The 23,453-nt window shown below is 56.8% G+C and carries 22 protein-coding genes; 4 read left to right on the forward strand and 18 right to left on the reverse strand.

The features are described 5' to 3' along the window. Positions 1 to 67: 67 nt before the first annotated feature. The 3 genes from ftsY to HMPREF9241_RS04975 form a co-directional block, all read right to left on the reverse strand. Entirely contained in the window at positions 68 to 1,345 is a 1,278-nt protein-coding gene (gene ftsY, locus HMPREF9241_RS04965) for a signal recognition particle-docking protein FtsY (RefSeq protein ID WP_040318611.1), read from the reverse strand. Positions 1,346 to 1,433: 88 nt separating this feature from the next. Continuing rightward, positions 1,434 to 1,778 carry a hypothetical protein gene (locus HMPREF9241_RS04970; RefSeq protein ID WP_050998791.1) on the reverse strand — a complete coding sequence of 115 codons (345 nt, stop codon included), beginning with the start codon at positions 1,776 to 1,778 and terminating at the stop codon, positions 1,434 to 1,436. A gap of 117 nt (positions 1,779 to 1,895) precedes the next feature. Further along, positions 1,896 to 3,755: an RNA polymerase sigma factor gene (locus HMPREF9241_RS04975; RefSeq protein WP_006681189.1), complete on the reverse strand. Its 1,860-nt coding sequence runs from the start codon at positions 3,753 to 3,755 to the stop codon at positions 1,896 to 1,898. A gap of 198 nt (positions 3,756 to 3,953) precedes the next feature. On the opposite strand from HMPREF9241_RS04975, the gene HMPREF9241_RS04980 reads away from it, so the two are divergent. Continuing rightward, positions 3,954 to 5,054 carry a polyprenyl synthetase family protein gene (locus tag HMPREF9241_RS04980; protein WP_006681190.1) on the forward strand — a complete coding sequence of 367 codons (1,101 nt, stop codon included), beginning with the start codon at positions 3,954 to 3,956 and terminating at the stop codon, positions 5,052 to 5,054. A gap of 105 nt (positions 5,055 to 5,159) precedes the next feature. On the opposite strand, the gene HMPREF9241_RS04985 is transcribed toward HMPREF9241_RS04980, so the two are convergent. Next, positions 5,160 to 5,510 (reverse strand): Rv2175c family DNA-binding protein, encoded by a 351-nt coding sequence (locus HMPREF9241_RS04985; protein WP_006681191.1) that lies wholly within the window; start codon positions 5,508 to 5,510, stop codon positions 5,160 to 5,162. A 120-nt stretch (positions 5,511 to 5,630) separates the two neighbouring features. Here HMPREF9241_RS04985 and pknB point away from each other — a divergent pair, with 120 nt between their 5' ends. Continuing rightward, on the forward strand, positions 5,631 to 7,673 hold the full coding sequence (gene pknB / locus HMPREF9241_RS04990; protein WP_006681192.1) for a Stk1 family PASTA domain-containing Ser/Thr kinase: 2,043 nt from the start codon (positions 5,631 to 5,633) through the stop codon (positions 7,671 to 7,673). Positions 7,674 to 8,042: 369 nt separating this feature from the next. Here pknB and HMPREF9241_RS04995 read toward each other — a convergent pair whose 3' ends face one another. From HMPREF9241_RS04995 to HMPREF9241_RS05005, 3 genes are all read right to left on the reverse strand, one after another. Further along, positions 8,043 to 9,458, reverse strand: coding sequence for a class II 3-deoxy-7-phosphoheptulonate synthase (locus HMPREF9241_RS04995; RefSeq protein WP_006681193.1), 1,416 nt, complete (start codon positions 9,456 to 9,458; stop codon positions 8,043 to 8,045). An 8-nt stretch (positions 9,459 to 9,466) separates the two neighbouring features. After that, positions 9,467 to 10,684: a pyrophosphate--fructose-6-phosphate 1-phosphotransferase gene (locus tag HMPREF9241_RS05000; protein WP_006681194.1), complete on the reverse strand. Its 1,218-nt coding sequence runs from the start codon at positions 10,682 to 10,684 to the stop codon at positions 9,467 to 9,469. 125 nt (positions 10,685 to 10,809) lie between these two features. Further along, positions 10,810 to 11,628 carry a lysophospholipid acyltransferase family protein gene (locus HMPREF9241_RS05005; RefSeq protein WP_006681195.1) on the reverse strand — a complete coding sequence of 273 codons (819 nt, stop codon included), beginning with the start codon at positions 11,626 to 11,628 and terminating at the stop codon, positions 10,810 to 10,812. A 49-nt stretch (positions 11,629 to 11,677) separates the two neighbouring features. Here HMPREF9241_RS05005 and HMPREF9241_RS05010 point away from each other — a divergent pair, with 49 nt between their 5' ends. Beyond that, on the forward strand, positions 11,678 to 12,424 hold the full coding sequence (locus HMPREF9241_RS05010) for a 3'-5' exonuclease (RefSeq protein WP_050998792.1): 747 nt from the start codon (positions 11,678 to 11,680) through the stop codon (positions 12,422 to 12,424). Between the two features lie 148 nt (positions 12,425 to 12,572). On the opposite strand, the gene trpD is transcribed toward HMPREF9241_RS05010, so the two are convergent. The 6 genes from trpD to HMPREF9241_RS05040 all read right to left on the reverse strand — a co-directional run bounded on the left by trpD (position 12,573) and on the right by HMPREF9241_RS05040 (position 17,981). Next, positions 12,573 to 13,634 (reverse strand): anthranilate phosphoribosyltransferase, encoded by a 1,062-nt coding sequence (gene trpD / locus HMPREF9241_RS05015; protein ID WP_006681197.1) that lies wholly within the window; start codon positions 13,632 to 13,634, stop codon positions 12,573 to 12,575. Further along, the gene (locus HMPREF9241_RS05020; protein WP_006681198.1) at positions 13,631 to 14,026 is read right to left on the reverse strand and encodes a response regulator; all 396 of its coding nucleotides are present in this window, start codon (positions 14,024 to 14,026) and stop codon (positions 13,631 to 13,633) included. The genes trpD and HMPREF9241_RS05020 overlap by 4 nt, the downstream gene beginning before the upstream one ends. A gap of 119 nt (positions 14,027 to 14,145) precedes the next feature. Further along, a complete protein-coding gene (locus tag HMPREF9241_RS05025) occupies positions 14,146 to 15,141 on the reverse strand; it encodes an FKBP-type peptidyl-prolyl cis-trans isomerase (protein ID WP_006681199.1) in 996 nt (331 codons plus the stop codon). Between the two features lie 13 nt (positions 15,142 to 15,154). Next, positions 15,155 to 15,508, reverse strand: a complete 354-nt coding sequence (erpA, locus tag HMPREF9241_RS05030) for an iron-sulfur cluster insertion protein ErpA (RefSeq protein ID WP_006681200.1) — start codon at positions 15,506 to 15,508, stop codon at positions 15,155 to 15,157. Positions 15,509 to 15,621: 113 nt separating this feature from the next. Continuing rightward, positions 15,622 to 16,608, reverse strand: coding sequence for a glycerate kinase (locus tag HMPREF9241_RS05035; protein ID WP_006681201.1), 987 nt, complete (start codon positions 16,606 to 16,608; stop codon positions 15,622 to 15,624). Next, positions 16,605 to 17,981: a M20/M25/M40 family metallo-hydrolase gene (locus tag HMPREF9241_RS05040; protein ID WP_006681202.1), complete on the reverse strand. Its 1,377-nt coding sequence runs from the start codon at positions 17,979 to 17,981 to the stop codon at positions 16,605 to 16,607. The genes HMPREF9241_RS05035 and HMPREF9241_RS05040 overlap by 4 nt, the downstream gene beginning before the upstream one ends. Positions 17,982 to 18,082: 101 nt before the next feature. On the opposite strand from HMPREF9241_RS05040, the gene HMPREF9241_RS05045 reads away from it, so the two are divergent. Continuing rightward, the gene (locus tag HMPREF9241_RS05045; protein WP_006681203.1) at positions 18,083 to 18,676 is read left to right on the forward strand and encodes a DUF3043 domain-containing protein; all 594 of its coding nucleotides are present in this window, start codon (positions 18,083 to 18,085) and stop codon (positions 18,674 to 18,676) included. A gap of 106 nt (positions 18,677 to 18,782) precedes the next feature. Here the strand turns inward: HMPREF9241_RS05045 and HMPREF9241_RS05050 are convergent, their stop codons facing one another. The 5 genes from HMPREF9241_RS05050 to HMPREF9241_RS05065 all read right to left on the reverse strand — a co-directional run bounded on the left by HMPREF9241_RS05050 (position 18,783) and on the right by HMPREF9241_RS05065 (position 23,411). Next, positions 18,783 to 19,658 carry a TrmH family RNA methyltransferase gene (locus HMPREF9241_RS05050; RefSeq protein ID WP_006681204.1) on the reverse strand — a complete coding sequence of 292 codons (876 nt, stop codon included), beginning with the start codon at positions 19,656 to 19,658 and terminating at the stop codon, positions 18,783 to 18,785. Continuing rightward, positions 19,655 to 20,713, reverse strand: coding sequence for a quinone-dependent dihydroorotate dehydrogenase (locus HMPREF9241_RS05055; RefSeq protein ID WP_006681205.1), 1,059 nt, complete (start codon positions 20,711 to 20,713; stop codon positions 19,655 to 19,657). The genes HMPREF9241_RS05050 and HMPREF9241_RS05055 overlap by 4 nt, the downstream gene beginning before the upstream one ends. 18 nt (positions 20,714 to 20,731) lie before the next feature. Further along, complete coding sequence (locus HMPREF9241_RS05060) at positions 20,732 to 21,244, reverse strand: hypothetical protein (RefSeq protein WP_006681206.1); 513 nt, start codon at positions 21,242 to 21,244, stop codon at positions 20,732 to 20,734. 386 nt (positions 21,245 to 21,630) lie between these two features. Beyond that, the gene (locus HMPREF9241_RS09270) at positions 21,631 to 21,792 is read right to left on the reverse strand and encodes a MetS family NSS transporter small subunit (RefSeq protein ID WP_006681207.1); all 162 of its coding nucleotides are present in this window, start codon (positions 21,790 to 21,792) and stop codon (positions 21,631 to 21,633) included. Continuing rightward, positions 21,789 to 23,411: a sodium-dependent transporter gene (locus HMPREF9241_RS05065; protein WP_006681208.1), complete on the reverse strand. Its 1,623-nt coding sequence runs from the start codon at positions 23,409 to 23,411 to the stop codon at positions 21,789 to 21,791. The genes HMPREF9241_RS09270 and HMPREF9241_RS05065 overlap by 4 nt, the downstream gene beginning before the upstream one ends. Positions 23,412 to 23,453 lie beyond the last annotated feature (42 nt).

Genomic DNA, 23,453 nt, shown 5'->3' on the forward strand with positions numbered 1-23,453 from the left:
CAGCCGTATGCGAGGCAGCCCTCACACAGCGTGAGACTGACCCGCCTAGCGTGCAACTCGAAAAATGTCAGCCATTCACGATGGCATCAACGAAGCCCTGCGGATCGAACGGAGCAAGATCGTCAGCGCCTTCACCCAGGCCAACGAACTTCACCGGAACACCAAGAGCCTTCTGCACGGAGACAACAATGCCCCCCTTTGCAGACCCATCAAGCTTGGTCAGGACAATGCCGGTCACTCCAACAACTTCAGCGAAAACCTCAGCCTGCTTCATACCGTTCTGACCGGTGGTCGCATCGAGGACCAGCAGAACCTCGTTGACGGGAGCCTGCTTTTCCATGACACGCTTGACCTTGCCAAGCTCATCCATCAGCGTCGACTTCGTCTGCAGACGACCAGCGGTATCAACCAGCACGACATCAATATTCTTGTCTGCGCCAGCCTTGAGCGCATCGAAAGCAACCGAAGCCGGATCTGCGCCCTCGCGGTCAGAAGCAACGACCTCAACACCAACGCGCTCACCCCACGTGCCCAGCTGTTCGCCAGCAGCAGCGCGGAAGGTGTCAGCTGCACCCAGCAAAACGCTCTTGCCTTCGGCAACGAGAACGCGAGCCAGTTTGCCAACGGTCGTCGTCTTACCGGTGCCGTTCACGCCAACCATCAGGATCGATGCGGGAAGCTCACCTGTGTCGCCCTGACGATCAAGATGCAGGCTACGATCCATCGCAGGATCAACCAGCGCAAGAAGCTCTTCGGAAAGAAACCTCTTAATGGAATCAGTGTCGTGAACACCTTCGACAGCCACGCGATTCTTTAGTGCCTCAATCAGCGTGTCGGTCGCTTCAAGACCAAGATCAGCGACAAGAAGCGTATCTTCGACTTCTTCCCAGTCAGCGGCTTTCAGCTCACCACGGGACAACAGCGAAACGATAGCCTTGCCCAGCGTGCCCGAACGCGACAGGCGCGACCGCAGGCGAGCCATACGGCTCGGCAGTGATTCAGGAACCTCAACTGACAGTTCAGGTGCTTCGACAGTCTCTTCAACAGGTGTTGCCAGCTGGTCTTGCCCGCCATCTACGACAGGGTCAGACGTCGGAGCACACAAGGCGGCCTCGTCGATCGGCGACGGACTACCGCGCGCATCAGGTGCATCTGCGGGGACCTCATCCGCAGGAGTTGTCGGTGCGGCCGTAACTGGCGTGGCCGGAGTAGCAGGCGTAATAGTCGGCATGGACTTCTTCGAGCTACGCGCAACTCCAATACCAATGCCCACGATGACAACGACGAGCAGTGCAATACACGCAATGCCCGCCGGAGAGCTTAAAAATGAAAGAACAGCGTCCATGGGCTCATCATCTCCCATGGACGCTATCAAGTTCCACTTATTGGTTGAACCTAACGGAGTCGAACACTAGTGGCACGCTAGGCAACGTTTACTCGGCCGAAGATTCCTTGCCTGCCTTGCGGTGCTCCTGCATCGCTTCAAAACGATCCGTCACACGCTCAATACGATCAACGCCGGGCAACCGATCCGCATCAAAATACGCGTTCTTCATCGACGACGTATCACCCATCAGATCCGTCAACGTTGTCGAGTGAGGTGACACGGGATCGGCATCATTTTCGGGAGCATTCGTCAGCTTCTCACGCTGGTCACGAAGATGTTCCTGCCAAACGGACGCAGGGCGACGCTCAAGTGCCAAACCAACGATCACCGCAACAGCGATAACCACAACGAGCAGAAGAACAAAGGCCATGATGAGAAAACCCGAGAGCATGTAACTATGTTCTAACTGTTCGAGCCCGCCCGCCACCTCACACTTAGTGACTTCATCGTTTCGTGACCATGAGATGACTCACCGCAACGTTACTGAGATAAGACAAACGCGAGGTGATCAGTCGAGGTAATCGCGAAGCACCTGGCTACGCGACGGGTGACGCAACTTCGACATCGTCTTCGACTCGATCTGACGAATACGCTCGCGCGTCACGCCATAGACCTTGCCGATCTCATCCAGGGTCTTCGGCTGACCATCGCCCAGACCGAAACGCATCGACACAACGCCAGCTTCACGCTCCGACAGGGTGTCGAGCACGTTGTGGAGCTGTTCTTGAAGAAGCGTGAACGACACAGCGTCGGCGGGAACGATTGCTTCAGAGTCTTCGATCAAGTCGCCGAACTCAGAATCGCCATCTTCGCCCAGCGGAGTGTGAAGCGAGATCGGTTCGCGACCGTACTTCTGAACCTCGACGACCTTTTCGGGCGTCATGTCGAGTTCCTTCGCCAGTTCTTCCGGCGTGGGTTCACGACCAAGATCCTGAAGCATCTGGCGCTGGACGCGAGCGAGCTTGTTGATGACCTCAACCATGTGGACAGGAATACGGATCGTGCGAGCCTGGTCAGCCATTGCACGCGTGATCGCCTGACGAATCCACCAGGTTGCGTAGGTGGAGAACTTGTAGCCCTTCGTGTAGTCGAACTTCTCAACTGCACGAATCAGACCGAGGTTACCTTCCTGGATCAGATCCAGGAACTGCATGCCACGACCCGTGTAACGCTTAGCCAGCGAAACGACCAGACGCAGGTTTGCTTCCAGCAGGTGATTTTTCGCCAGCTGACCGTCGGATGCCATGAAGTGCAGCTCACGACGTTCCTTCGCCGTCATCGAATCGGCTTCGTTCTTCAGCTTGTATTCAGCGTAGAGGCCAGCTTCAATACGGCGAGCAAGGTCAACTTCCTGCTCTGCGTTCAGCAGCGAAACCTTGCCGATCTGCTTGAGGTAGTCCTTGACCGGGTCCGCGGTTGCACCCGCGACGGTCACCTGCTGGACGGGCTCATCGGACTCGTCGGAGTCGGAAACGACGAAACTCCCCTTCGTCTTTGCCTTCGACGTTGTTACCTCAACGACTGACGGCTTAGGCTTGGACTCTTCATCTTCCTCTTCAGATTCATCTTCATCATCTGACGTATCGTCGCCATCTGTGTCTTCAGTATCGTCGAGTTCTTCTTCGTCGTTCAGATCGATATCAGCATCGTCGATATCGTCTTCAGTCTCTTCTTCAGACTCTTCAATTGCCGGTTCTTCGACCTTGGGCTCGTCCTTCTTCTTGCGACGAGTCGTCTTCTTTGCAGGCTTGCCTTCTTGAGCCTCTGTAGCCTTCTTGGTACGACGCGTAGCTTTCTTCGCGGGCTTACCTTCTTGGGTCTCTGCACCCTCGACAGTCTTCTTGGTCGTGCGACGAGTTGCCTTCTTCGCGGAATTGTCTTCTTGAACCTCGGCAGATTCGCCGTCCTTCTTCGTGGTGCGACGAGTCGTCTTCTTTGCCGGTTTTGCAGGCTCTTCCTGGGTAAGCGGAGCCCGCGCGTCGGTTGTAGGAGCATCACTAGAAGTGGCTTCAGCGGTCGCCTTCTTCGTGGTACGACGCTTGGTCTTCTTTGCTGGAGCCTTGGTGGCTTCAGCTTCAGACGAAGCCTTTGCAGTTTTGTCGGCGACCTTCTTCACGGTACGTCGAGTCGTTTTCTGAGCAGGCTTCTCTTCGGGAGCGACGTCGCCAGCTTCCGTAGTCTTCTTCGCCGTGCGGAGCGCGGTCTTCTTTGCGGGAGCCTTGGTAGCTTCGCCTGTAGCCTTTTGAGTCGCAGCCTTCGAAGCACGCTTCTTCGTTGCTGGTGCGGTCTTTTCTACCTCTACTGTTTCGTCAACCCTGCTGGCCTTGGAAGTAGTCTTGGACCCCTTGGTAGTGCTCGATCCGGCCACACCTATCCCTTTCGCAGAAAATGGGGACTTCTTCGCGCCGATTCGGGCGCTGAAAACCTACTTTTAATTATAGTCCGATAGTGCAAATTTTCCTGATGAACTCACCTGTCAACCCCTATTTTTAATGATGTAGCTCACCAAAGGCGAAACAATAATGACCAGCACCACATTTACACGTGTCACGCTACAGTGTGACCTATGGAAACACTTACCGCACGGTTCGCCGAACTCCGCCCCACCATCGACAATGCGACTCACGATCATCTGATCGCGTTGATGGATGAAATCGGCACGTCACGAGTCTCGGATGAATTTACTCAGACCTGCGTCGCCTCGATCCAGTCAGGCAAGCGTTTCCGCGGACTTCTGGCATATTTCGGGGCTTCGTTGGCCTTGCAACGTCCGCTGGATGATCCGGATCTTGACCTTTCGGCGTTGGCAGCCGGCCTTGAGCTCTACCAGGCCTCAGCATTGGCGCACGACGATCTCATTGACCATGCTGTTACCCGTCGCGGAGCCCCCACTCCCCATGTTCGCCTTGCTGAGATTCATCGCGATAGGGGCTGGGAAGGGTCTGCAACCGCATTCGGTGCCGTCGGCGCCGTTCTTGTCGGTGACCTGCTGTTCTCCGCCGCCCAGGCCGCAGTCAATTCTCAGTGCTCGCTGTTGGCCCCAGAGCGCGCCTTCTTGCTCATGCAGCGTTTTACGACGATGCACGCGGAAGTGGGCTTGGGGCAATACCTTGATATCCGAGCAGAAAATCTTCCGTTGGACGTCGAAGATAACGTTGCCATCAGCGTCGAGGATGTCATGGAGGTTGTCCTCCACAAGAGCGCGCATTATTCGATCGTCCACCCGGCGATTCTCGGGGCGATTGTCGGCGGTGGTTCACCCGAGCTGATCCAGGCGTTGGACTCCATCCTCACTCCGTGGGGTATCGCTTTCCAGCTTCGCGATGACGATCTGGGGATCTTCGGCGACCCGGCAACCACGGGCAAGCCTGCCGGCGATGATCTGCGTGAGGGCAAGCGAACCGTATTGCTTTCTTTGGCGTGGTCTCATGCGACTGTAGACGAACGTCGCACTCTGCTCGGAGTGCTCGGCGACGAGGATGCTTCGGATGAAGCGATTGCCCAGTGCGCGACGATTATTGAAGAACGCGGTCGACGCGCCCACGAGTCGCTGATCGATTCTCTAGTGAAGGAAGGCCATCGCGGTTTTGACGCCTATCCATTCACTGAAGATCAGCGTCGCGATCTGACCGAGTTGGCTGAGATCATCACCGCCCGTACAGCGTAACCAGTCACCTTACGCGTTCAGATTTGCCTTCTGTGATAATGAAAAGAACGAGGCAACGCACATGAGCGAGCCTCGTTCTTTGTTCAAGCGCGGGTCGGAATAATCTCAGAACGCCAGAGTTGAGGCGATTGAATTGACCTTGTGGTGGCGCCCCTTCAACAGGGCTTCCATGGGCGTTTCACCGAGTTCGTCTTGAACGGTGTACAACCAAGCAGCCGCTTCTTCGGGCGTAAAACCGTCGTCCTCCAGAAGCGTCAGCGTGCCAGGAAGGCTGAACAGTGGCTCCCAGCCGTTTGCACCTAAGACAATGATTTCGCGAGGAATCGCAGGCTTTCCGCTCTCGCCCTTCACAGCAAACAAAACATGATCACGCACAAACTGCTTGATCCGGCGTTCTTCGACGCCCAACAGACGACCGGCTTCTTCAAACGAAATAGTTTCCACATTCTGGGTCATGTTCTCAGCCTAACCGTCAAACGCTCCCCCGGCCTCGTCTCGAGGCACTGAGCGCACGAACTCACATGGCGCGCCGTCTTGCGTACGCCCACTACGGCGCCCCTCTAATACAATCCGAACGTGACCGATTTTGATTCAGACCGACGCACCCCTGACGCTGGTTCGCAGCCGACTGAACGCCTGCAGACCCTACCAGGGCATCGTGTTGCACCTGAATCACCCGAGCCCAACGATCTTTCATCCCCTACGAGCGACCAGATTGATCCGCTTCTAGGAATGCTTATTGACTCGCGCTATCGCGTCATCCGCCTGCTGGCTCGCGGCGGAATGGCAACCGTGTACGTGGCACAAGACGAACGCTTGGAGCGCCCGGTTGCTTTGAAGATCATGCATCCACATCTTGCCCAGTCACAGGATTACGTTGCTCGTTTCCGTCGCGAAGCGCGATCCGCTGCCCGCATCATTCACCCCGGTGTCGTCTCGGTTTTCGATCAGGGTGTTGTTGCTGGTCAGGGATTCTTGGTCATGGAACTCATCGACGGACCGACCCTTCGCACTGTCTTAAACGAGCAAGGTTCTTTTACCGTTGGGCAAACACTGTCCTACGTTCACGACGTTCTTGACGCACTCCGAGCCGCTCATCGTGTTGGTGTGATCCACCGCGACATCAAGCCAGAAAACGTCCTTGTTCCCGCAGATCCGCCTGCTCGCGTGACCGATTTTGGTTTAGCACGCGCGGCCTCTGAAGTGTCACTTTCGACCACTGGTTCAATGCTGGGAACCGTGGCCTACATTGCTCCGGAAGTTGCCCTGTCACACGACGTTGATCAGCGCACCGACCTTTACGCCGTTGGCATCATGGCGTTTGAAATGCTCACGGGTTCAGTGCCGTGGGAAGGCGAAAATGCTATCCAGATTGCTACGCATCATGTGAATGATCCCATTCCGATGCCGTCGGCTCTGGTCAGCTGGTTGCCTCGCGAAATTGATGACTTTATTTCAGCGTTAGCTGCAACGAATCCTGATGAGCGACCAACAGACGCCGGTGAAGCACTTGAGCTCCTCGCTCGCGTCGAAAGTGGACTGCCGGAAGAAATCCTTGCTCGTCGAGCCGACGTTGCACCAAAGGTTGCCTCTTCTGCGGGAGAAACTGCCACTTGGGAGCATCTGGGTGTGACGTCTTCACTTCCCCCGAATGGTCATTCCACGTCCCGCACTGTTGTCCAGGCCGCTGGAGTGCAAGGAGCGATGCATTCTCCAAAAAAGAATCGCCGTTCGTTCATCGGCAAGTTCCTGGCCATCATTGCCTTCGTCTCTATCATCGGTGGTGTAGGTGGCTGGTGGTGGTGGAACGAGTATGGCCCCGGCTCGTACTTGACCATGCCTCAAACAGCTGGGCGTTCCTCACAGGCCGTGAAGTCAGAGCTTGCAGCTCTTGGGCTTGGAGTGATTGAAGAGGAAGCGTTCTCTGACACCGTCCAATCCGGTATCGTCATTTCTTCTGATCCCGGTGGCGGGCAGCCTGTTCACAAGAACGCAGAGGTTCGCGTAACAACCTCCAAAGGCATCGATATGCGAGCTGTGCCCGATCTTGTTGGAAAGAACAAGTCTGAGATTGAGACTGTGCTCACCGATGCTGGTTTAGCCGTGGGCACAATCAACGAAGAGTATTCGGAAGAGGTTGCCAAGGATATCGTCATTTCTCAGTCCTTGGATCCCGATACGTCGATCCCCCACGATACGAAAATCGATGTTGTTGTCTCGAAGGGTCGAGAACCACTGACGGTTCCGGACCTCATGGCGATGAGTAGCGCTGATGCTCAGGCTGCGATCGAGGCACTGGGATTGGTCGCGTCGCCAAGTGAAGAGTACTCGGACAGTGTCGCCGAAGGCTCCTTGATTTCTCAGACAACAGCAGCTGGCACGACTCTCTATAAGGGCGACAAGGTCGAATATGTCGTTTCCAAGGGGCCAGAAACAGTTGAAGTCCCCTCCATTACGGGTAAGCAGGAAGCTGAAGCGAAACGAATCCTGGAAGCTGCCGGCCTGAATGTCACGGTTCAACGCGTGCTCGGTGGCTTCTTCGGGACCGCGCGTTACACAGATCCCGGTGCTGGCACGGTTGTGAAAAAGGGATCGACGGTCACCCTCTTCATCGTGTAGTCGATAGCTCTGCATAGAGCTTCTACCGATACAGCTTCCACCCTCTTCTAAGTTTACTGACCTAGAACCAACCCCACGACCGCACCAAGTACACCCCACGCGACACAACCACACATTTCAGAGCAAAAGCGTCGCGTCAGGTGCAGCCGAGAACAGAAAACCCACCCAACCACAACACCATCGCCTCACACGACAAAACCCGACAGCCTGCACCTCGTGCGCGAGCAACAACGTCATACGAAGCGACAAAACCAGCTCCGCAACCCCCACACCATCGCCACAGACGACCAAAGCCACCAGAACAAGGCCGCGCCCGCCAAGCAATACGATGCTTGTGCGGGCACGGCCTTGTTGTATCGGGACTAAGATTTAGAGATCGCGACGCAAATACTCTGCGACTTGGAATGCCATTTCTAGCGACTGCTGGTGGTTCAAACGTGGATCCACCAGGGTCTCGTAGCGCTTCTGAAGCGACTCATCGTCAAGCTTTGCTGAACCACCAATAACTTCGGTGACATCGTCACCGGTCAGTTCAACATGGATGCCACCCGGGACGGTTCCTGCTTCATCATGGGCATCGAAGAAGCCTTTCACTTCCTCCATGATCGTTTCAAAGCGACGCGTCTTGTATCCGGTCGACGAGGTGATCGTATTGCCGTGCATGGGATCGGTAATCCAGGTGGCGGGGCGACCGTCAGCCTTCGCAGCGCTCAGCAACGGAGGAAGATTTTCAAGAATCGTACCTGCACCCATGCGAGTGATGAACGTCAGACGTCCTTCTTCCCCTTCGGGATTCAATCGATCCATCAATCCAAGCAGATCGTCGGGGGTCGTTGTAGGACCAACCTTGACGCCGATCGGGTTACGCACACGTGCAAGAAGCTCAATATGAGCACCTTCAAGATCACGTGTACGTTCCCCTACCCACAAGAAGTGACCAGATGTGTCATAGGGCAAGCCGTTACGCGAGTCGATACGCGTCATTGCTGACTCATATTCAAGCAGAAGTGCCTCGTGCGACGAATACAGATCAACGTCACGCAGTGAATCAAAGTCAACACCGGCGGCCTGCATGAATTGGACGGCGCGGTGGATCTCTTCAGCCAACGACTCGTAGCGTGCGTATGCGGGGTTCTGCGTAAAACCACGGTTCCAGTGGTGAACCATGCGCAGGTCAGCGTAACCACCCTTCGTGAAGGCGCGAATCAGATTCAGCGTCGACGCAGCATGGTGGTACGTCTGAAGAAGACGATCCGGATCCGGGATACGCGCTTCGGGCGTGAACTCGTAGGAATTCACCGCGTCTCCTCGGTACGACGGAAGAGTCACGCCGTCGCGGGTCTCCATGTCGGAAGAACGCGGTTTCGCATATTGTCCGGCGATACGACCAATCTTCACAACGGGAAGCGAAGCACCGTATGTCAGGACAACCGCCATCTGAAGAAGCGCCTGAATCTTTAGACGCAGGTGATCAGCGGTGGATTCTGCGAAGGTTTCGGCGCAGTCTCCACCCGTGAGGACGAAGGCTTCACCGCGTCCCGCAACTCCCAACCAGGTCCGCAGATCGTCCACTTCACCAGCAAACACAAGCGGTGGCTGGCGACGCAAGGCTGTTGTTACGTCTTCGACTGCCTGCGCATCCGGGTAAGTCGGTTGTTGCAGGGCTTCACGGCTACGCCATGAGTCCCACGGCGCGTCCGTACCGGCTTCTGGAGCTACGAGATTCTCCGGGTCACGGCACGCCGGGTACTGTGCGAACCGTGGCGTGCCGCGACCGGGATTCATAGGAAAACTCACTGTGCAGCGGGCTTCACTTCCTGGCCGATCTCGGCCATCATGTCGAGGAACCACTTCTGAGAAATATCGAAGGGCTTGCCACCGGCAATACGCGGGAAGGCGATTGCGGTCAGGCGGTCACCGTTTTCTTCATCGTGGCCGATAACGCCGGATTCGCCCTTGAGAGCGCATTCGACAGCAAGATCAGTCATGGACTTGATCAGGCGCAGGTCCTCAGCGTTTGCACGCGAAGAACGTGAGAAGTAGCCCGACTTCTGGACCATGACCTTCTCAGCGTCAATCTTGGATGCGAACTGCTTGGCGAACCACTGGCCGGGGTTGATGGTGTCGAGCTTGACGTGGCCGAAGGGATCGCGTTGGACCTCAACGCCAGCTGCGTCCATTTCAGCGATGATCTCAGGAACGCCTGCACCCTCGGAGAGGAAGATGTTGACGTTGCCCTGCTCGTCCATGATGGCCTTGAGGCGCTTGGCCTCGGCGTCGATGTCGAGTGCCATTTCGGGCAGGAAGACAGCGTGGATGTCCCAGCGTTCCTGCGACAGGCCGATGGAGGGAACCCATTCCTGGGTCTTCAGCCAGTTGTGGTACTCAAGCGAACCAGCAGCGGTCAGCCAACCGCAGTGCCGACCCATGATTTCATGGATGATCAGCATACGGGGGTTGGAGCGGTGCTCGCCGATGACGTTCTGTGCATACTCGGAGACTTCTTCAGCGGCGGTCCATGCACCCAGGGACTGACGGATCGGCACAACGTCGTTGTCGATCGTCTTGGGCAGGCCGACGACCGTCAGGTGGTAGTCATGTTCTTCGAGATAGGCAGCAAGATCTGCAGCCGTGGTGTTGGTGTCGTCACCACCGATGGTGTGCAGGACGTCAACGCCATCCTTACGGAGCTGCTCAGCAGCCTTTTCAAGCGGGTTTTCACCTTCGGCGACAAGGCCACGCTCGACGAGGTTCTTCGCGTTGGTCAGCTTGACGCGCGAGTTACCGATCGGGGAGCCACCGAAGCGGTGAAGGACGCCAGCATGCTTACGAGCTTCTTCGTCAACGACGACGAAGTTGCCGGTCAGCAGACCGTGGTAGCCGTTCTGGTACGCGATAATCTCGATCGAAGGATCGATTTCGTTGTAGCGCTCAATGAGGCCACCAACAGCGGAAGAAAGACACGGAGCGAAGCCACCGGCGGTGAGCAGAGCGACGCGACGAACCGACATGGAAACACCTTTCAGCGTTGGAACAAGTGCGGTCGGACGACACGCACCTCAAACACCACTAGTTTAAAGCCACAGTGGAGTTGGTATGGGGGTCGCCCGTCCCATGGACGGGCGTGCACACGCATTTATTCTGCGTTTTCACCCATATGAGGATCCGTTTCTCTGGATTCTTCTTCGGGGCGATGAGGTACCTCGACGATCGGAGCGGTACGCCCGCCGGGGCCGGGTCGACCATTCGTGGGAACCGGGCCGTCGAACTTTCCGTCGGCGGCAAGCTTCGCCTTCACGTCTGCTGCATAAAGGTCAACGTATTCCTGACCCGAGAGCAGCATCAGGTTGTACATGATTTCGTCCGTGATGGCGCGCAGGACGAAGCGATCCTTGTGGAGACCCTTGTAACGGGAGAAATCCAGGGGTTCGCCGATGACCATGCCAATGTTGGTACGCGACGGGATTTTCTGGCCGATCGGTTGAGCAGCGTGCGTGCCGATCATCGCGACGGGAATAACTGGGGCTCCGGACAGCAGGGCAAGTCGAGCAACACCCGTTTTACCGCGGTAGAGACGACCGTCGGGCGAACGGGTTCCTTCGGGGTAGATGCCGAAGAGTTCACCGCTGGCGAGGCGGTCAAGACCGGCCTTCAAAGCACCTTCGGATGCGCGACCGCCCGAACGATCAACGGGAATTGTGCCAACGGCGCGCATGAATTCCTTCGTGACCCAGCCTTTTGCACCGGTACCCGTAAAGTAGTCGGCCTTACCCATGAAGACGACCTCACGGTCGAGCATCATTGGCAGGAAGACAGAATCCCACACCGCGTTGTGGTTTGAGGCAAGAATTGCCGGCCCGGAGGTCGGGATATTCTCTTTGCCACGAATCCACGGCTTGTATGCCGCCTTCAGGATCGGACTTCCGGTTGCCTTCAATGCTTGGTAGAACGCCACGGCCCCTCCACGAGGTTCGAAGGTGAAAACACGAACTATGCTTAACTCTATGCCCACTTCACGCGATATGTTGGCAGGCAACGACGCTATCTCAGATTCAACGGACAGGCGTGCGAATATCGTTGCACAGGTGCGCACGTGTCTGAGCCAAGCACGTCAGATACGCGACGGCGCATCACCCATAATCAGTGGGCTGTCTTTTGCTGATACGACGTACGTTGTCGTTGATCTTGAGACGACGGGGCTTGGCAACGATGACCAGATCACCGAAATTGGTGCGCTTAAAGTCCGCGGCGGCCAGGTACTTTCTACTTTCCAGTCGATGGTGAACCCACTGCGTCCTATCCCTAAAATCGTCACGACTTTGACAGGTATTACCGATGAAGACGTGGAGGGCGCTCCGACTGTTGACCAGGTCCTCCCCCAGTTCTTGACGTGGATCGACGACGGTGATCCCGCGCAGGTTTTCGTTGCTCAGCACGTTCCTTTCGATCGCGGTTTCCTGCTGAGAGCATGCCAGCAGACAGGTCTTAAATGGCGACCTTTGCCCTATTTCGACACGTTGACTCTTGCCAGGATTCTGCTTCCAAAGCCTGAGGTTCCCAGTCATCGCCTGGGTGCTCTAGCCGATTATTTCGATGCTCCCGTAGTGGAAGCACACCGTGCTTTGGCTGATTCCTACATGACGTTGCATGTACTGGACGGGCTTACGCGCATACTCGAAGACATGGGAGTGACCAGCAGCGACGATATTGCTCTCTTGTCGACGCCAGGAGAAGAGTTGAGTGCCTACTAGCACGTCGGGGTACGAGGCACATCATTGAGCTTTCCCTTTAACAAAGCACAAGGTAAGGCGACAGAACCGAAAAACCGGGCGGACACCTGATATTGTCCGCCCGGCCTCGTACATTCTTCATCGCACCAAGGTGCACGATGAGCACAACTCAGGCTGACGCGAGTTCGATCCAGCGGTTCAGCAGATTCATGGCACGACCATCATTCATGGCATCGCGTGCCATCTGGATACCAACGCCGAAACGCTCGACCAGCGAGCCATCGCCAGGACGCACGCCCTGAGCCTTGCCGTATGCGATCAAACCACCCGCGGTGTTCAGCGCAACCGCGTCACGAACAGCCTTTCGGCCACCGCCGAGCAGGATTTCTCGGACGACAACAGCGTTATCGTCTGGGTCGCCACCGCGAAGGTCTCCGATTGCTGCAGGATCCATGTCGAAGTGTTCGGTCGGGTCGAACTCGCTATGAGTGACTTCGCCGTCGCGGATCTCCCAGATCTCATTCACGTCAACCGTAGAGAGTTCATCCAAGCCGGTTTCCTTGCCTCGGAACACCAGAGCAGACGCGCCACGATCAGCAAGAACGCCGGCCATCAGGCGAGCATTCGTCGGATTCGACGAGCCGATCGCGTTCGAGGTCACCTTCGCGGGGTTCGTCAGCGGGCCAAGAATATTGAATGCTGTCGGGAACGCCAAGGAACGACGAACTGGAGCGGCAAAACGCATCGACGGGTGAACCTTGTTCGCGAATAGGAACGCGATGTTCAGTTCATCGAAGATCTCGCGCATGTGCTCGGTCTCGTGGTTCAGGTTCACACCCAAGGCTTCCATCACGTCGGCACTCCCCGATTGGGAGGTCGAGGCGCGGTTACCGTGCTTGATCAGCGGAGTACCAAGGGAGGCCAGAACGATTGCTGACATGGTCGAAATGTTGACGGTCTTGTAGCCGTCGCCACCCGTACCGACAATATCAAGAGCGTCGGTGGGCAGGTCAACGCTGACCGCGTGGTCCTGCATAGCGTCGGCAAGACCACGGATCTCGGACACCGTTGGCTTTTTGATGGCCATAGCGGTCAGGAAGGATGCCAGGCGTGATTCGCCAAGCTCGCCACTCATCACCTGGTCCATCATCCAGTAGGAGCTGTCGTAATCCAGGTCCTTACCCGAGATGATGTCGGCGATCAGTCGAGCCCATTCGAAAGATTGACTCACTGGCGCGCTTTGCGCAGAAGGTCTGCAACGGTTTCCTGTAGCTCGATCGGATCAAGGGGATCCGAAATAGTTGCCGCAGCGCCCGCCCAGGTAGCAAGCCAGGAATCCTGCTGGCGTGCGGTCAGGAAGATGATCGGCGGAACTTTCTCTACCGTGTTCTTCAGTTCCTGAGCGACGGACATACCACCTTCCTTGGTGGTTTCAGCATCGAGGATCAGAAGATCGAAATCGTTGTTTTCCACCAGTTCCTTGGTGCCGAAGGGGGTTGCAGCTTCGGACCATTCGATGGTCGGCAGATCCTTCGCAGCACGGATACCAACACCGTTGACAACAGCATGGCGCTTATCAATGTCGGCGCTAAAAACCAGGATACGTGCGGTCATTTCGCTCACGATCTTCTCCCAATGGTTGGATGCCTGTACGGCCTCGAAATTTTTAACCGGGTCTATTGTATGCGCTAGTGGGCGATCCACCGCTTGGTGAACCGCCCACTCAAACGAGTTGCGTCAGACTATCGGTGTGCCTTCATCACTCCGATAACGTCCAGAACGAAAACCTTCGGGGTGATCGTCTGCGTTGAGTCCGACTGAGCACCGGACTGGGCAGACTGCTGAGCAGCTGCGCTTGCACCGGCGATGTACAGGAAACGAGTACCAACAGTCTTCCCTACCACCTTCAGGTCGGCAGCATCTGCGGTGTACTTGTTTGTGGTGTCAGACCACGTCGACTGGATCTGAGAGGCATCACCGAACGGGGCACCCAAACCGCGATAGAGAACAATGTCGCCGTCTTCGATGGTCTCACCGATACCGGTGTAGATATCAATCGATGCGTCTTCGGTGGGGACAGCGCTTCCTTCGGTGAAGGACAGAGTAGGTTCGACCGCTGGGGCACCTTCAACGCTGATGCCGGCGGGTAGTTCGTTACCGGTAGCGGTAGCGTTCTTCAGGCTTTCCTCATCAATAGAAACGTTCGATGTGGAATCAAGCAGGTCGACAACGAAAATCAGCGTGGAGTTGGCGGGAATCGATGCGGAATCTTTGTCTCCGTACGCCCAGGTTGCGGGAACAACCAGCTCAACGCGGTCGCCAACGTGCTGGGTCGCCAGGCCGTAGGTCCATCCGGGGATCACCCGGTTCAGAGCGAAAGCGATCGGCTTACCGGTTTCGAAGGAGGACTCAACCTTGGTGCCGTCCCAGAGAGCGAGCTCGTAGTTGACGTAGACGGTGTCGGTGAGCTGAACTTCAGCGCCGTCACCTTGAACGAGGGTCTTGACGTAGACCTTGTCAGTCGGAGCGTCGCCTTCGCCGGCGGAGATTTCAGTGTCTTCACCGTATCCGCCCGTTGTTGCCGGGAAGTTGAAGTCGCCGTCACGTTCAACCTCGGGGATTGATGTACCCGATTGGGGTGAGGCAGACTGCGGGGCGTCAGTAGAACCACACGCTACTAGACCAAGGGAAACGGTGATGGTGAGGACGGCTGTGGCCGCCTTATGCATAATCTTCATGTTTGCTTTCGGCTCAGTGGAAGGATTCACCACATGCGCAGGTGTTCTGCGCGTTCGGGTTGTCGATGGTGAAGCCCTGACGTTCGATCGAGTCTGCGAAGTCGATCGTTGCACCGGTGAGGTACGGAACCGACATGCGGTCGACGACAACCTCAACACCGTCGAAGTCGCGCACGGCGTCGCCGTCGAGCAAACGGTCATCGAAGTAGAGCTGGTAGATCAGGCCGGAGCAACCACCGGGCTGAACGGCGATGCGCAGGCGAAGGTCGTCGCGACCTTCCTGTTCGAGCAGGCTCTTCACCTTGGCTACTGCAACGTCCGTCAACGTCACTTCGTGTGCGGGTGCTTCGATGCCGGTGTCAGACATGATGCTCCATTCGTTTGAAAAAACTCATTAACAATTGTTTAGAGTACGTGCGTTCGTCGCGTTGTGCCACGGCAGGGGCGCGCGTGGACGCTACGGGTGAGAAAACTAACCGACTATCGCGCCCACGTGCGCGCGATTCGTTCTCCAGCTTCACCCAGGGTGAGCGCCCCATCGGTAAGGAATTGCCCATGCAGACCCCACTGGGCACGTTCGTGCGCGGCAAGTGATGATTCGGCTGCGAGTGCCACGACCGGTAAAGCGTAAAGCCCTGCCACGTCCGTGATCACATCCAGTGATGCGTCAGCGAGCGACGGTGAATGTAGGCGCGGTTCGGCGACGATGACAAGGTTCGCATCTGCGAGCGCAGAATCAAGGTCGCAAATGGCACGCAAGAATTGGCCGGTGGGAACAATTCGTCCCCCCAGTGCACCGACAATCGCGCCGATTCCACCGGCTGCACCGGATCCGGGAGCCGTGCCCCAGTTGGTGGGAGCGGCCTCGTCCCCCATGGGGGACGCCAAAAGGTTACGCTTCGCTTTCGTTGAAAGAACACGGGTCAGCATCGAGGTGAGCTGAAGGTTTTGCGATGTGCGCGCCTCAAGGTCGACGCCGAGCGCCAGCACGGATGACAGTCCCAGCAGTGGCCTCATCGACGAGGCCGCGACCACCACATCACGACCGGCGATTGTGGCGCGGGCAGTATCGAGCGCACGTCGCAGCCGGTCTTCAAGATCCGGACCATCGCTCAAATCGACGTTGGATAGGGCGCTCAAAAACCCGAATCCGCAGTCAACGTCAATCGAATGGGCGCCTTCAATAAGCGGGGTGAGCCCGCCGTCAAGGGCATCGAGCGTGCGCTGGCCCGCGTCGAACGTGGATTCTTCGTGGATGGGAACGACGATCGGTGCCCAGCCGGTGGCCTGCGCTTGCGCGAGTGCTTCGGTGAAGGCAACGCCAGCTCCAAAAGGAACAAGGCGAATATTCCAGTCGGGTTTGCGCGCGCTAAACCCGTCAGCGCAGGCATGTAAAGCAGCCAGCGTTGACGGGTATGCGGGGTCACCGCCGGTCCAGTGCCCGGCGATGACCAGTGTTGAACTCACAGTTGGGGCAGACGCGTCAGGAGCAGTGCTTCAGCAAGAATCGCTGCACGCAGGTCCGGGATCGACTGCGACTCGTCTTCGGAGTGCGCGTTCGTGAGCGGATCCTCAACGCCGGTCACGACCACCTGAGCGTGAGGGAACAGGCGCTGGAAGTCGGTGATGAACGGGATCGAGCCACCCACACCAATGTTTACAGACTTCACGCCCCACGCATCCGACAGGGCCTCGTGCAGAAGCTTCGTGACGGGTGAATCCATATCCGCTTGGTAGCCGTTTCCGGCTTCGTTGCGGGTGATCTCAAGGTGGGCGCCGAACGGTGCGTGCGACTCGAGGTGCTCGATAAGACGATCCATGGCCTCAACCGGATCCTTGCCCGGGACGACGCGCATCGACAGGCGGAAGCGAGTGTGCGGAGCTATCGTATTCGACGAGTTCGACACGGGGCACGCGTCAAAACCGATGACGGAAACGCTGGGCTTGGTCCACACGCGGGCGGCCAGATCGCCACTACCGGCAAGCTGAACGCCGTCAAGCAGGCCAGCCGCTGCGCGGAACTCATCTTCTGGCCAATCCACGTCAGCCTTATCGGAGCCACCAAGACCCTCGACAACCAGATCGCCCTTCTCGTCGTACAGGGACGAGATAAGCATGGCAGCGCAGGTCACCGAGTCCAGCATCGGGCCACCGAACATACCGGAGTGAACCGCGTGGTCAGCGACAGTCAGGTCGACGGTGCACACGGAGTTGCCACGCAGGGTCGAGGTGACGGCGGGCTCGCCGACCTTCCAGTTATCGGAGTCGGCGACGACGATGACGTCAGCCTTCAGCTTGTCCTTGTGGGTTTCAAGGAAGGTCGTAAACGACGGGGAACCGATTTCTTCTTCGCCTTCGATAAAGACAACAACATTCACCGGCAGGCGATCCTTCAACAGCGACATCGCACCGAAGTGAACGATGACGCCGGCACCGTCATCCGAGGTGCCTCGACCGTAGATGCGATCCCCGCGAACCTCGGCAACAAACGGGTCAGATGCCCAGCGGGACACATCGCCGGTCGGCTGAACATCGTGGTGGGCGTAAAGCAGAACCGTCGGTGCGCCCTCAACCTTCGGGCTGGTCGCCACGATGGCGGGCTTACCTTCCACGCCTTCGGGCGTGGTGACGCGAAGAACCTCGGCGTCAAAACCAAGCGATGCGAAGCGCTCACACACGTGTGCGGCGCTACGAGTCAGGTCTTCCTGGTGCGCAGGATCGGAAGAAACCGAAGGAATTGCAACCAAAGTCTTCAATTCATCAAGGAAAGAATCGAAGGAGGAATCGAGCAAAGAATTGAGTTCATCTCGCGACGGCGCGAGTGCAGATGTTTCAGACATGACTCTTACATTACTGGACGAAATGAGCCTTTGGCGCTTTCATCAGTTAGCCTGTGTACGTATTTCATGCACCCATCACTGGCATTCAAAGGGGATTACAGGTGTCCGAAGCCGAAAAGCAGAACGAAACGACCGGCAAGAAGGGACGTCCCACTCCGAAGAGGAAGGACGCTCAGGCGCGTAATTCTCACCCGCTGGTTCCCGCTGATCGTAAGGAAGCAAAGCGTCAGGCACGTGCCCAGCGCGATGCGCAGTTCAAGCGTGAGCAGATGGCATTGGAGACCGGCGACGAACGCTACCTGCCCGTCCGAGACAAGGGTCGCGTGCGTCGTTTCATCCGCGATTACGTCGATGCACGCTGGTCGTTCTCTGAGTTCCTTCTTCCCGTGATGGTGATCTTCCTGATCGCGATGATGGGGGTTTCCCTGATCCGTTCGCTTCCAGCTAACGTCACAAGCATCATGATGATCTCGGTGACTGTCGCGCTCTACGGCCTATTCCTGATCTCAATCATCGAAGGCGTTGTTGTGTGGCGCACGCTGAAGCGTCGCATCGGCGAGCGCTACCCGAACGATCAGATTGCAGCGCGTTCGTGGTACTACTGCTTCTCGCGCATGATCATGGCTCGCCGTTGGCGTAGCCCTCGTCCGCAGGTTGCGCGTGGTGAATTCCCGGGTAAAAAGAAGATCAAGTAACCCGGTTACTTCCGCTTAAAAGTCGAGGTCACGCCCGCTGGCCTCGACTTTTTAGTATCGCTTCTGCCACTTCGCCGATTGCGTATGGTGGTTCCTCGTTCGTGTTTTACGAGGCCACCTGGCCGACATGGCGAGTTGCCCAGAATACGACTGCGGAGGCTGCTGCGACGTTCAGCGAGTCGACTCCCCCAGCCATTGGAATACGCACAACGGTGTCGGCGTTCGCGATAGTGCGCGGTTTCAATCCGTCGCCTTCTGTTCCCATGACCATCGCGATCTTGGCGTCTGGCACGGTGCAGGCATCGGATTCAACAAACTCGTCCAAGCTGACTGAGTCGTCAGACAGTGCGAGTGCTGCAACGTGGAAGCCAGCATCGTGCAGTTCATCCATTGCGGGCCACTTTTCCATGCGAGTCCACGGCACTTGAAAGACCGTGCCCATTGAGACTCGAACCGATCGCCGATAGAGCGGGTCAGCGCAACTGGGCGTCACCAGAACGGCATCGACGCCAAGAGCGGCCGCGGACCGGAAAGCTGCACCGACATTCGTGTGATCAACGAGGTCTTCAAGAATGACGATGCGACGTGCTGGCTCACCGTTACGGGCAGTTTTCAAAAGATCACTGACTGACTCCAAGACCGGGCGTTGCATCGCTGCCAATGCGCCTCGATGCAGATGAAAACCGGTGATGGTTTCTAAAAGAGCCTCGTCCGCCATGAAAATCGGGATGTCTGCCCCGTCGGGCGACCCCGTTGCCTTCTCGATCAGCGGAGCAAGATCACTCATCCATTTTTCAGCCATAAGGAATGACCGCGGATGATGACCGATTTCTAGGGCACGCATAATCACGTTCGTTGACTCTGCCATGTAGAGTCCGCGTTCGGGTTCAAGAGCGGCACGAAGCTTGACGTCTTTCAGCTTCGTGTAATCGGCCAGACGAGGATCTTGGTCAAGATCAGCCGATTGAAGAGGAATAATCACGGACGCACCTTCGCCAATTCCCTGTTCACTTCACCCGGCCATGATGGCCCCTCGTAGATGAACGCGGTGAAGGCTTCGACAAGATCGGCACCTGCACTCAGCATGGCGCGCGCATCGTTCGAAGTGAAGATTCCGCCGGCTCCGATCAGGATCTGCTCATCATCGAGGTTCGAGGCAACAAGGCGTACAACGTCCAGGGCACGCTCACGCAATGGAGCTCCGGATACACCACCATCACCCAGATCGTGGTTGATGGTCGTGTTCGTGGCGACTACACCAGCCACACCCAGTTCGCGCGTGAGCGCACAGATGTCGACGATATCTTCATCAGCCAGATCGGGAGCAATCTTGACGAACAGAGGAATCGGACGGTCCGTGGCTTCCTCGCAACCTTTTCGGGCTGCCTGCAGGATCAGACGAAGCGAATCAACGGATTGAAGATCGCGAAGCCCCGGAGTGTTCGGAGAAGACACATTGACGATCACAAAATCAACCCACGGTGAAAGCTTGCGAGCGCAGTATTCGTAATCTGCCGGGGCCTCTTCGGCGGGAGTTACCTTGTTTTTCCCAATATTGGCACCAACAATCGCGTTGCGACCCGCTTTTGTTGAACGCAGTTTCTTCAAGCGCTCACCCGCAGCATCGGCACCTTCGTTGTTGAATCCCATGCGATTACGAAGACCCTGAGATTCCATCAGACGCCACAAGCGAGGTCCCTCATTGCCAGGTTGGCCCTTCGGGGTGATCGTACCGACCTCGACGAATCCGAAGCCCAAAGCAGTCAGTCCAAGAACCGCACACGCATCTTTGTCCATTCCTGCTGCAAGACCCAGGCGGTGACGTACAAGACGCCTGCCAATGTAAACCTTGCGTCGCTCTGGAAGCGAATCAACATCGATATCGTCAAAGTGACCGATCGTCGCTCGCATTAAACCGCGAGTAAGTGCACACTTTCCTGCATGTTCAATGGCAGTAATACCCAAATGATGAGCCATCTCAGGATCGATGCGATAAATGAACGTTTTAAACAACCACGAGTACGTCTGACGGATCATGCCTTAAGCCTATGTGTTTCAGTCCCACCATATCCACCACCCATTTCGTGATTGAAAATCGGTGGGGACTAAGAGAAATTCATCAGGATCCCCTTGAGCGCTGGTCAGCCCGTATTTTTCACGAAGAATCGGCCAACATAACGCCAACGAACGTGCATATGGAGCCTGCGCAGAGCAGTCGGGTGTGGAAGGAAGATAGATTCCATCAATGCTGATCCGTTCGTCAAAACGAGGTGCACACACAACGTATCCGCTCAAATAGACTCCCCGATTGTTCGCGCACGCTTTCAATAGGTCACACACCTGTGGTCCGGAGTTTTGTGATTCTTCCAGGTTTGCTTTGGGAAGCAGGGACAGAAGCTCACCAGCAACGTGGGATCCGATCATGTCAAAACGTGCAAAATCATCGCTCAAAGCGGGAAGACACATATAGGGCGATAACAGTTCATAGAGCCCCGTTTCGTGAACCCAATGGCGTGGACCGTACAGTCCCTCATAGCCCGACATTGGTTGAAGAGTATTCAGCGTCATCATGCAATCCTTTCTTCGTTGAAAACGACTGCTTTTACTGAACGCCGAACCGGCTGAGGGCGCATCTTCATTCCCTCGCTTCTGTGGATAAGTGCCCCTTCATCACTTTTGTGGATAACTCCCCAGGACTGGCCAATACGACAACGCCATCGACTACACCCCCACATACCAAGACGGCTCCCTAGATATCCGCACAGGCTGGGCAGGCCACTCAAGCACCCCGACACGCCCGGAAAAAGACACACAATTCGGGCATCAGCCCCCCTTGGGTATTAATCCAAAACTCGGGTGGAATGCAATAAAGGCGGTGGCCGGTGATGAACAGTCATCACCGGCCACCGCCGTCGATCAAGCCAAACGCCACGCAAGGCACTTCCACGGCTTCATCATTCGCTTGTTGTCGAGCCCTTCGGGTCTAGCGACTGAGCTGGAGCCTCGGCCTCGTCCCCGGGAACTGAAAGGGTGCGGAGAAGCACGACGGAGGCAACAAGGCCACCCCACACAAGAAGGATCGTCACAAGGAACATGACGGTTGCAGCTGCGCTCACGATGCACCTCCTTCACGGGTTACCTCAGCGGTTTCGGCGCCGGAAACGGTCGCATTAACCAAAGCGTCTTCGTCTTCTTCAACAAGGTGAGCAACCGTAGCTGCATCGACGCTGTGATGACTCCAGGGCAAAAGCGTCAGGATTACAGACACGATGATCGCGAACGCAACCGAGCCCCAACCAAAGATCAGGACGAAGCTGGTCTTGTAGCCACCGTAGCCTTCCTGGATGTAGCCGACGATCGCAGAGAAGAGCATGAAGATCAGCACTGCGGGGATAATGACGCCGACCAGCGCTTCCCAAGCCTTCGGCACCTTGACGCTGGACACTGAGTTCAGATGTGTGCGCAGGCCCTTCAAACGCGGAGCGAAGAGCGCTACCAAGATTGCCATCGAAACAGCGGTCGACACGACGCCGATGTTGTTGATGAAGGTATCGACGATATCCAGGTTGTTCAGACCCGAGCGGGTACCGAACAGAGACAGGGAGATAATCATTGCGGGAACGCCGAGGACCATGGAGGCCTTAACCGGCGAGAAACCGAACTTATCCTGCAGACCGCCGGATACAACCTGAAGGAGCGACAGTAGCGAGGTAATACCGGCAAGCACCAAGGAAGCGAAGAACAAGACGCCGAACAACGAACCACCGGGCATCATCGAAACGATCTGCGGGAAGGTCACGAAGGACAAGATCGGGCCAGTCAGGCCTTCCAGTTCATTCACGCCCACACCCTGCGATGCTGCCATGAAACCAAGAGCAGAGAAGACGCCGATACCGGCGAGGATTTCGAACGAGGAGTTCGCGAAACCTGCGACCAGAGCGGTGCCGGTCAGGTTCGTCTTCGGCTTCAGGTAGGACGCATACGTCAACATGATGCCGAAGCCCACGGACAGCGAGTAGAAGACCTGTGAGAAGGCTGCGAGCCACACGTGCGGGTCGGACAACTGTCCCCACTGCGGAGTGAAGAATGCGTTCAGACCATCGATCGCGCCATTGAGGAAGATTGCGCGAAAAACCATGACCAGGAACAGGACAACCAGCAACGGAAGGAAGACCTTGTTTGCTGCTTCAACGCCCTTGGACAGGCCACGGCCGATGATCAGAAGGACGAACATCCACACGAGTGCCAGCGGGATCATGATGGCTGCAACGGGGCTCCATGAGAAGGTTTCACCATCAACGGTCTGCAGGAAGTCATTCAGGAAGAACCCCTGAGGATCATCGCCCCACGATTGGTTCACCGAGTAGATCATGTACTGAACGCCCCATGCGATCACGGCACCGTAGTACACCATAATCACGAAGCAAACCAGAACCTGGAACCAGCCGATAAACTCGCCACCGGCTTTCAAGCGACGCAGCGCCCACGGCGGTGAACCACGGAACTTGTGGCCAAGCGAGTAGTCGAGCCACAGCATCGGAATACCGACTGCGATCAGCGCGACAAGGTAAGGAACAAGGAAGGCGCCACCGCCATTTGCGTAGGCGACACCGGGGAAACGCCAGATATTTCCCAGACCGATTGCGGAGCCGATCGCGGCAAGGAGGAAGCCGGTCTGACCGGTCCAGGTATCCTTGCGTTCCGGCTGCTCGGCCGTAGGTGTTTGAGTTGACATGGGTACTCCCTATAGACAGGATTTCCATTCAATGTAACGGCC

Source organism: Schaalia turicensis ACS-279-V-Col4 (genome assembly GCF_000296505.1).
Taxonomy (GTDB): domain Bacteria; phylum Actinomycetota; class Actinomycetes; order Actinomycetales; family Actinomycetaceae; genus Pauljensenia; species Pauljensenia turicensis_A.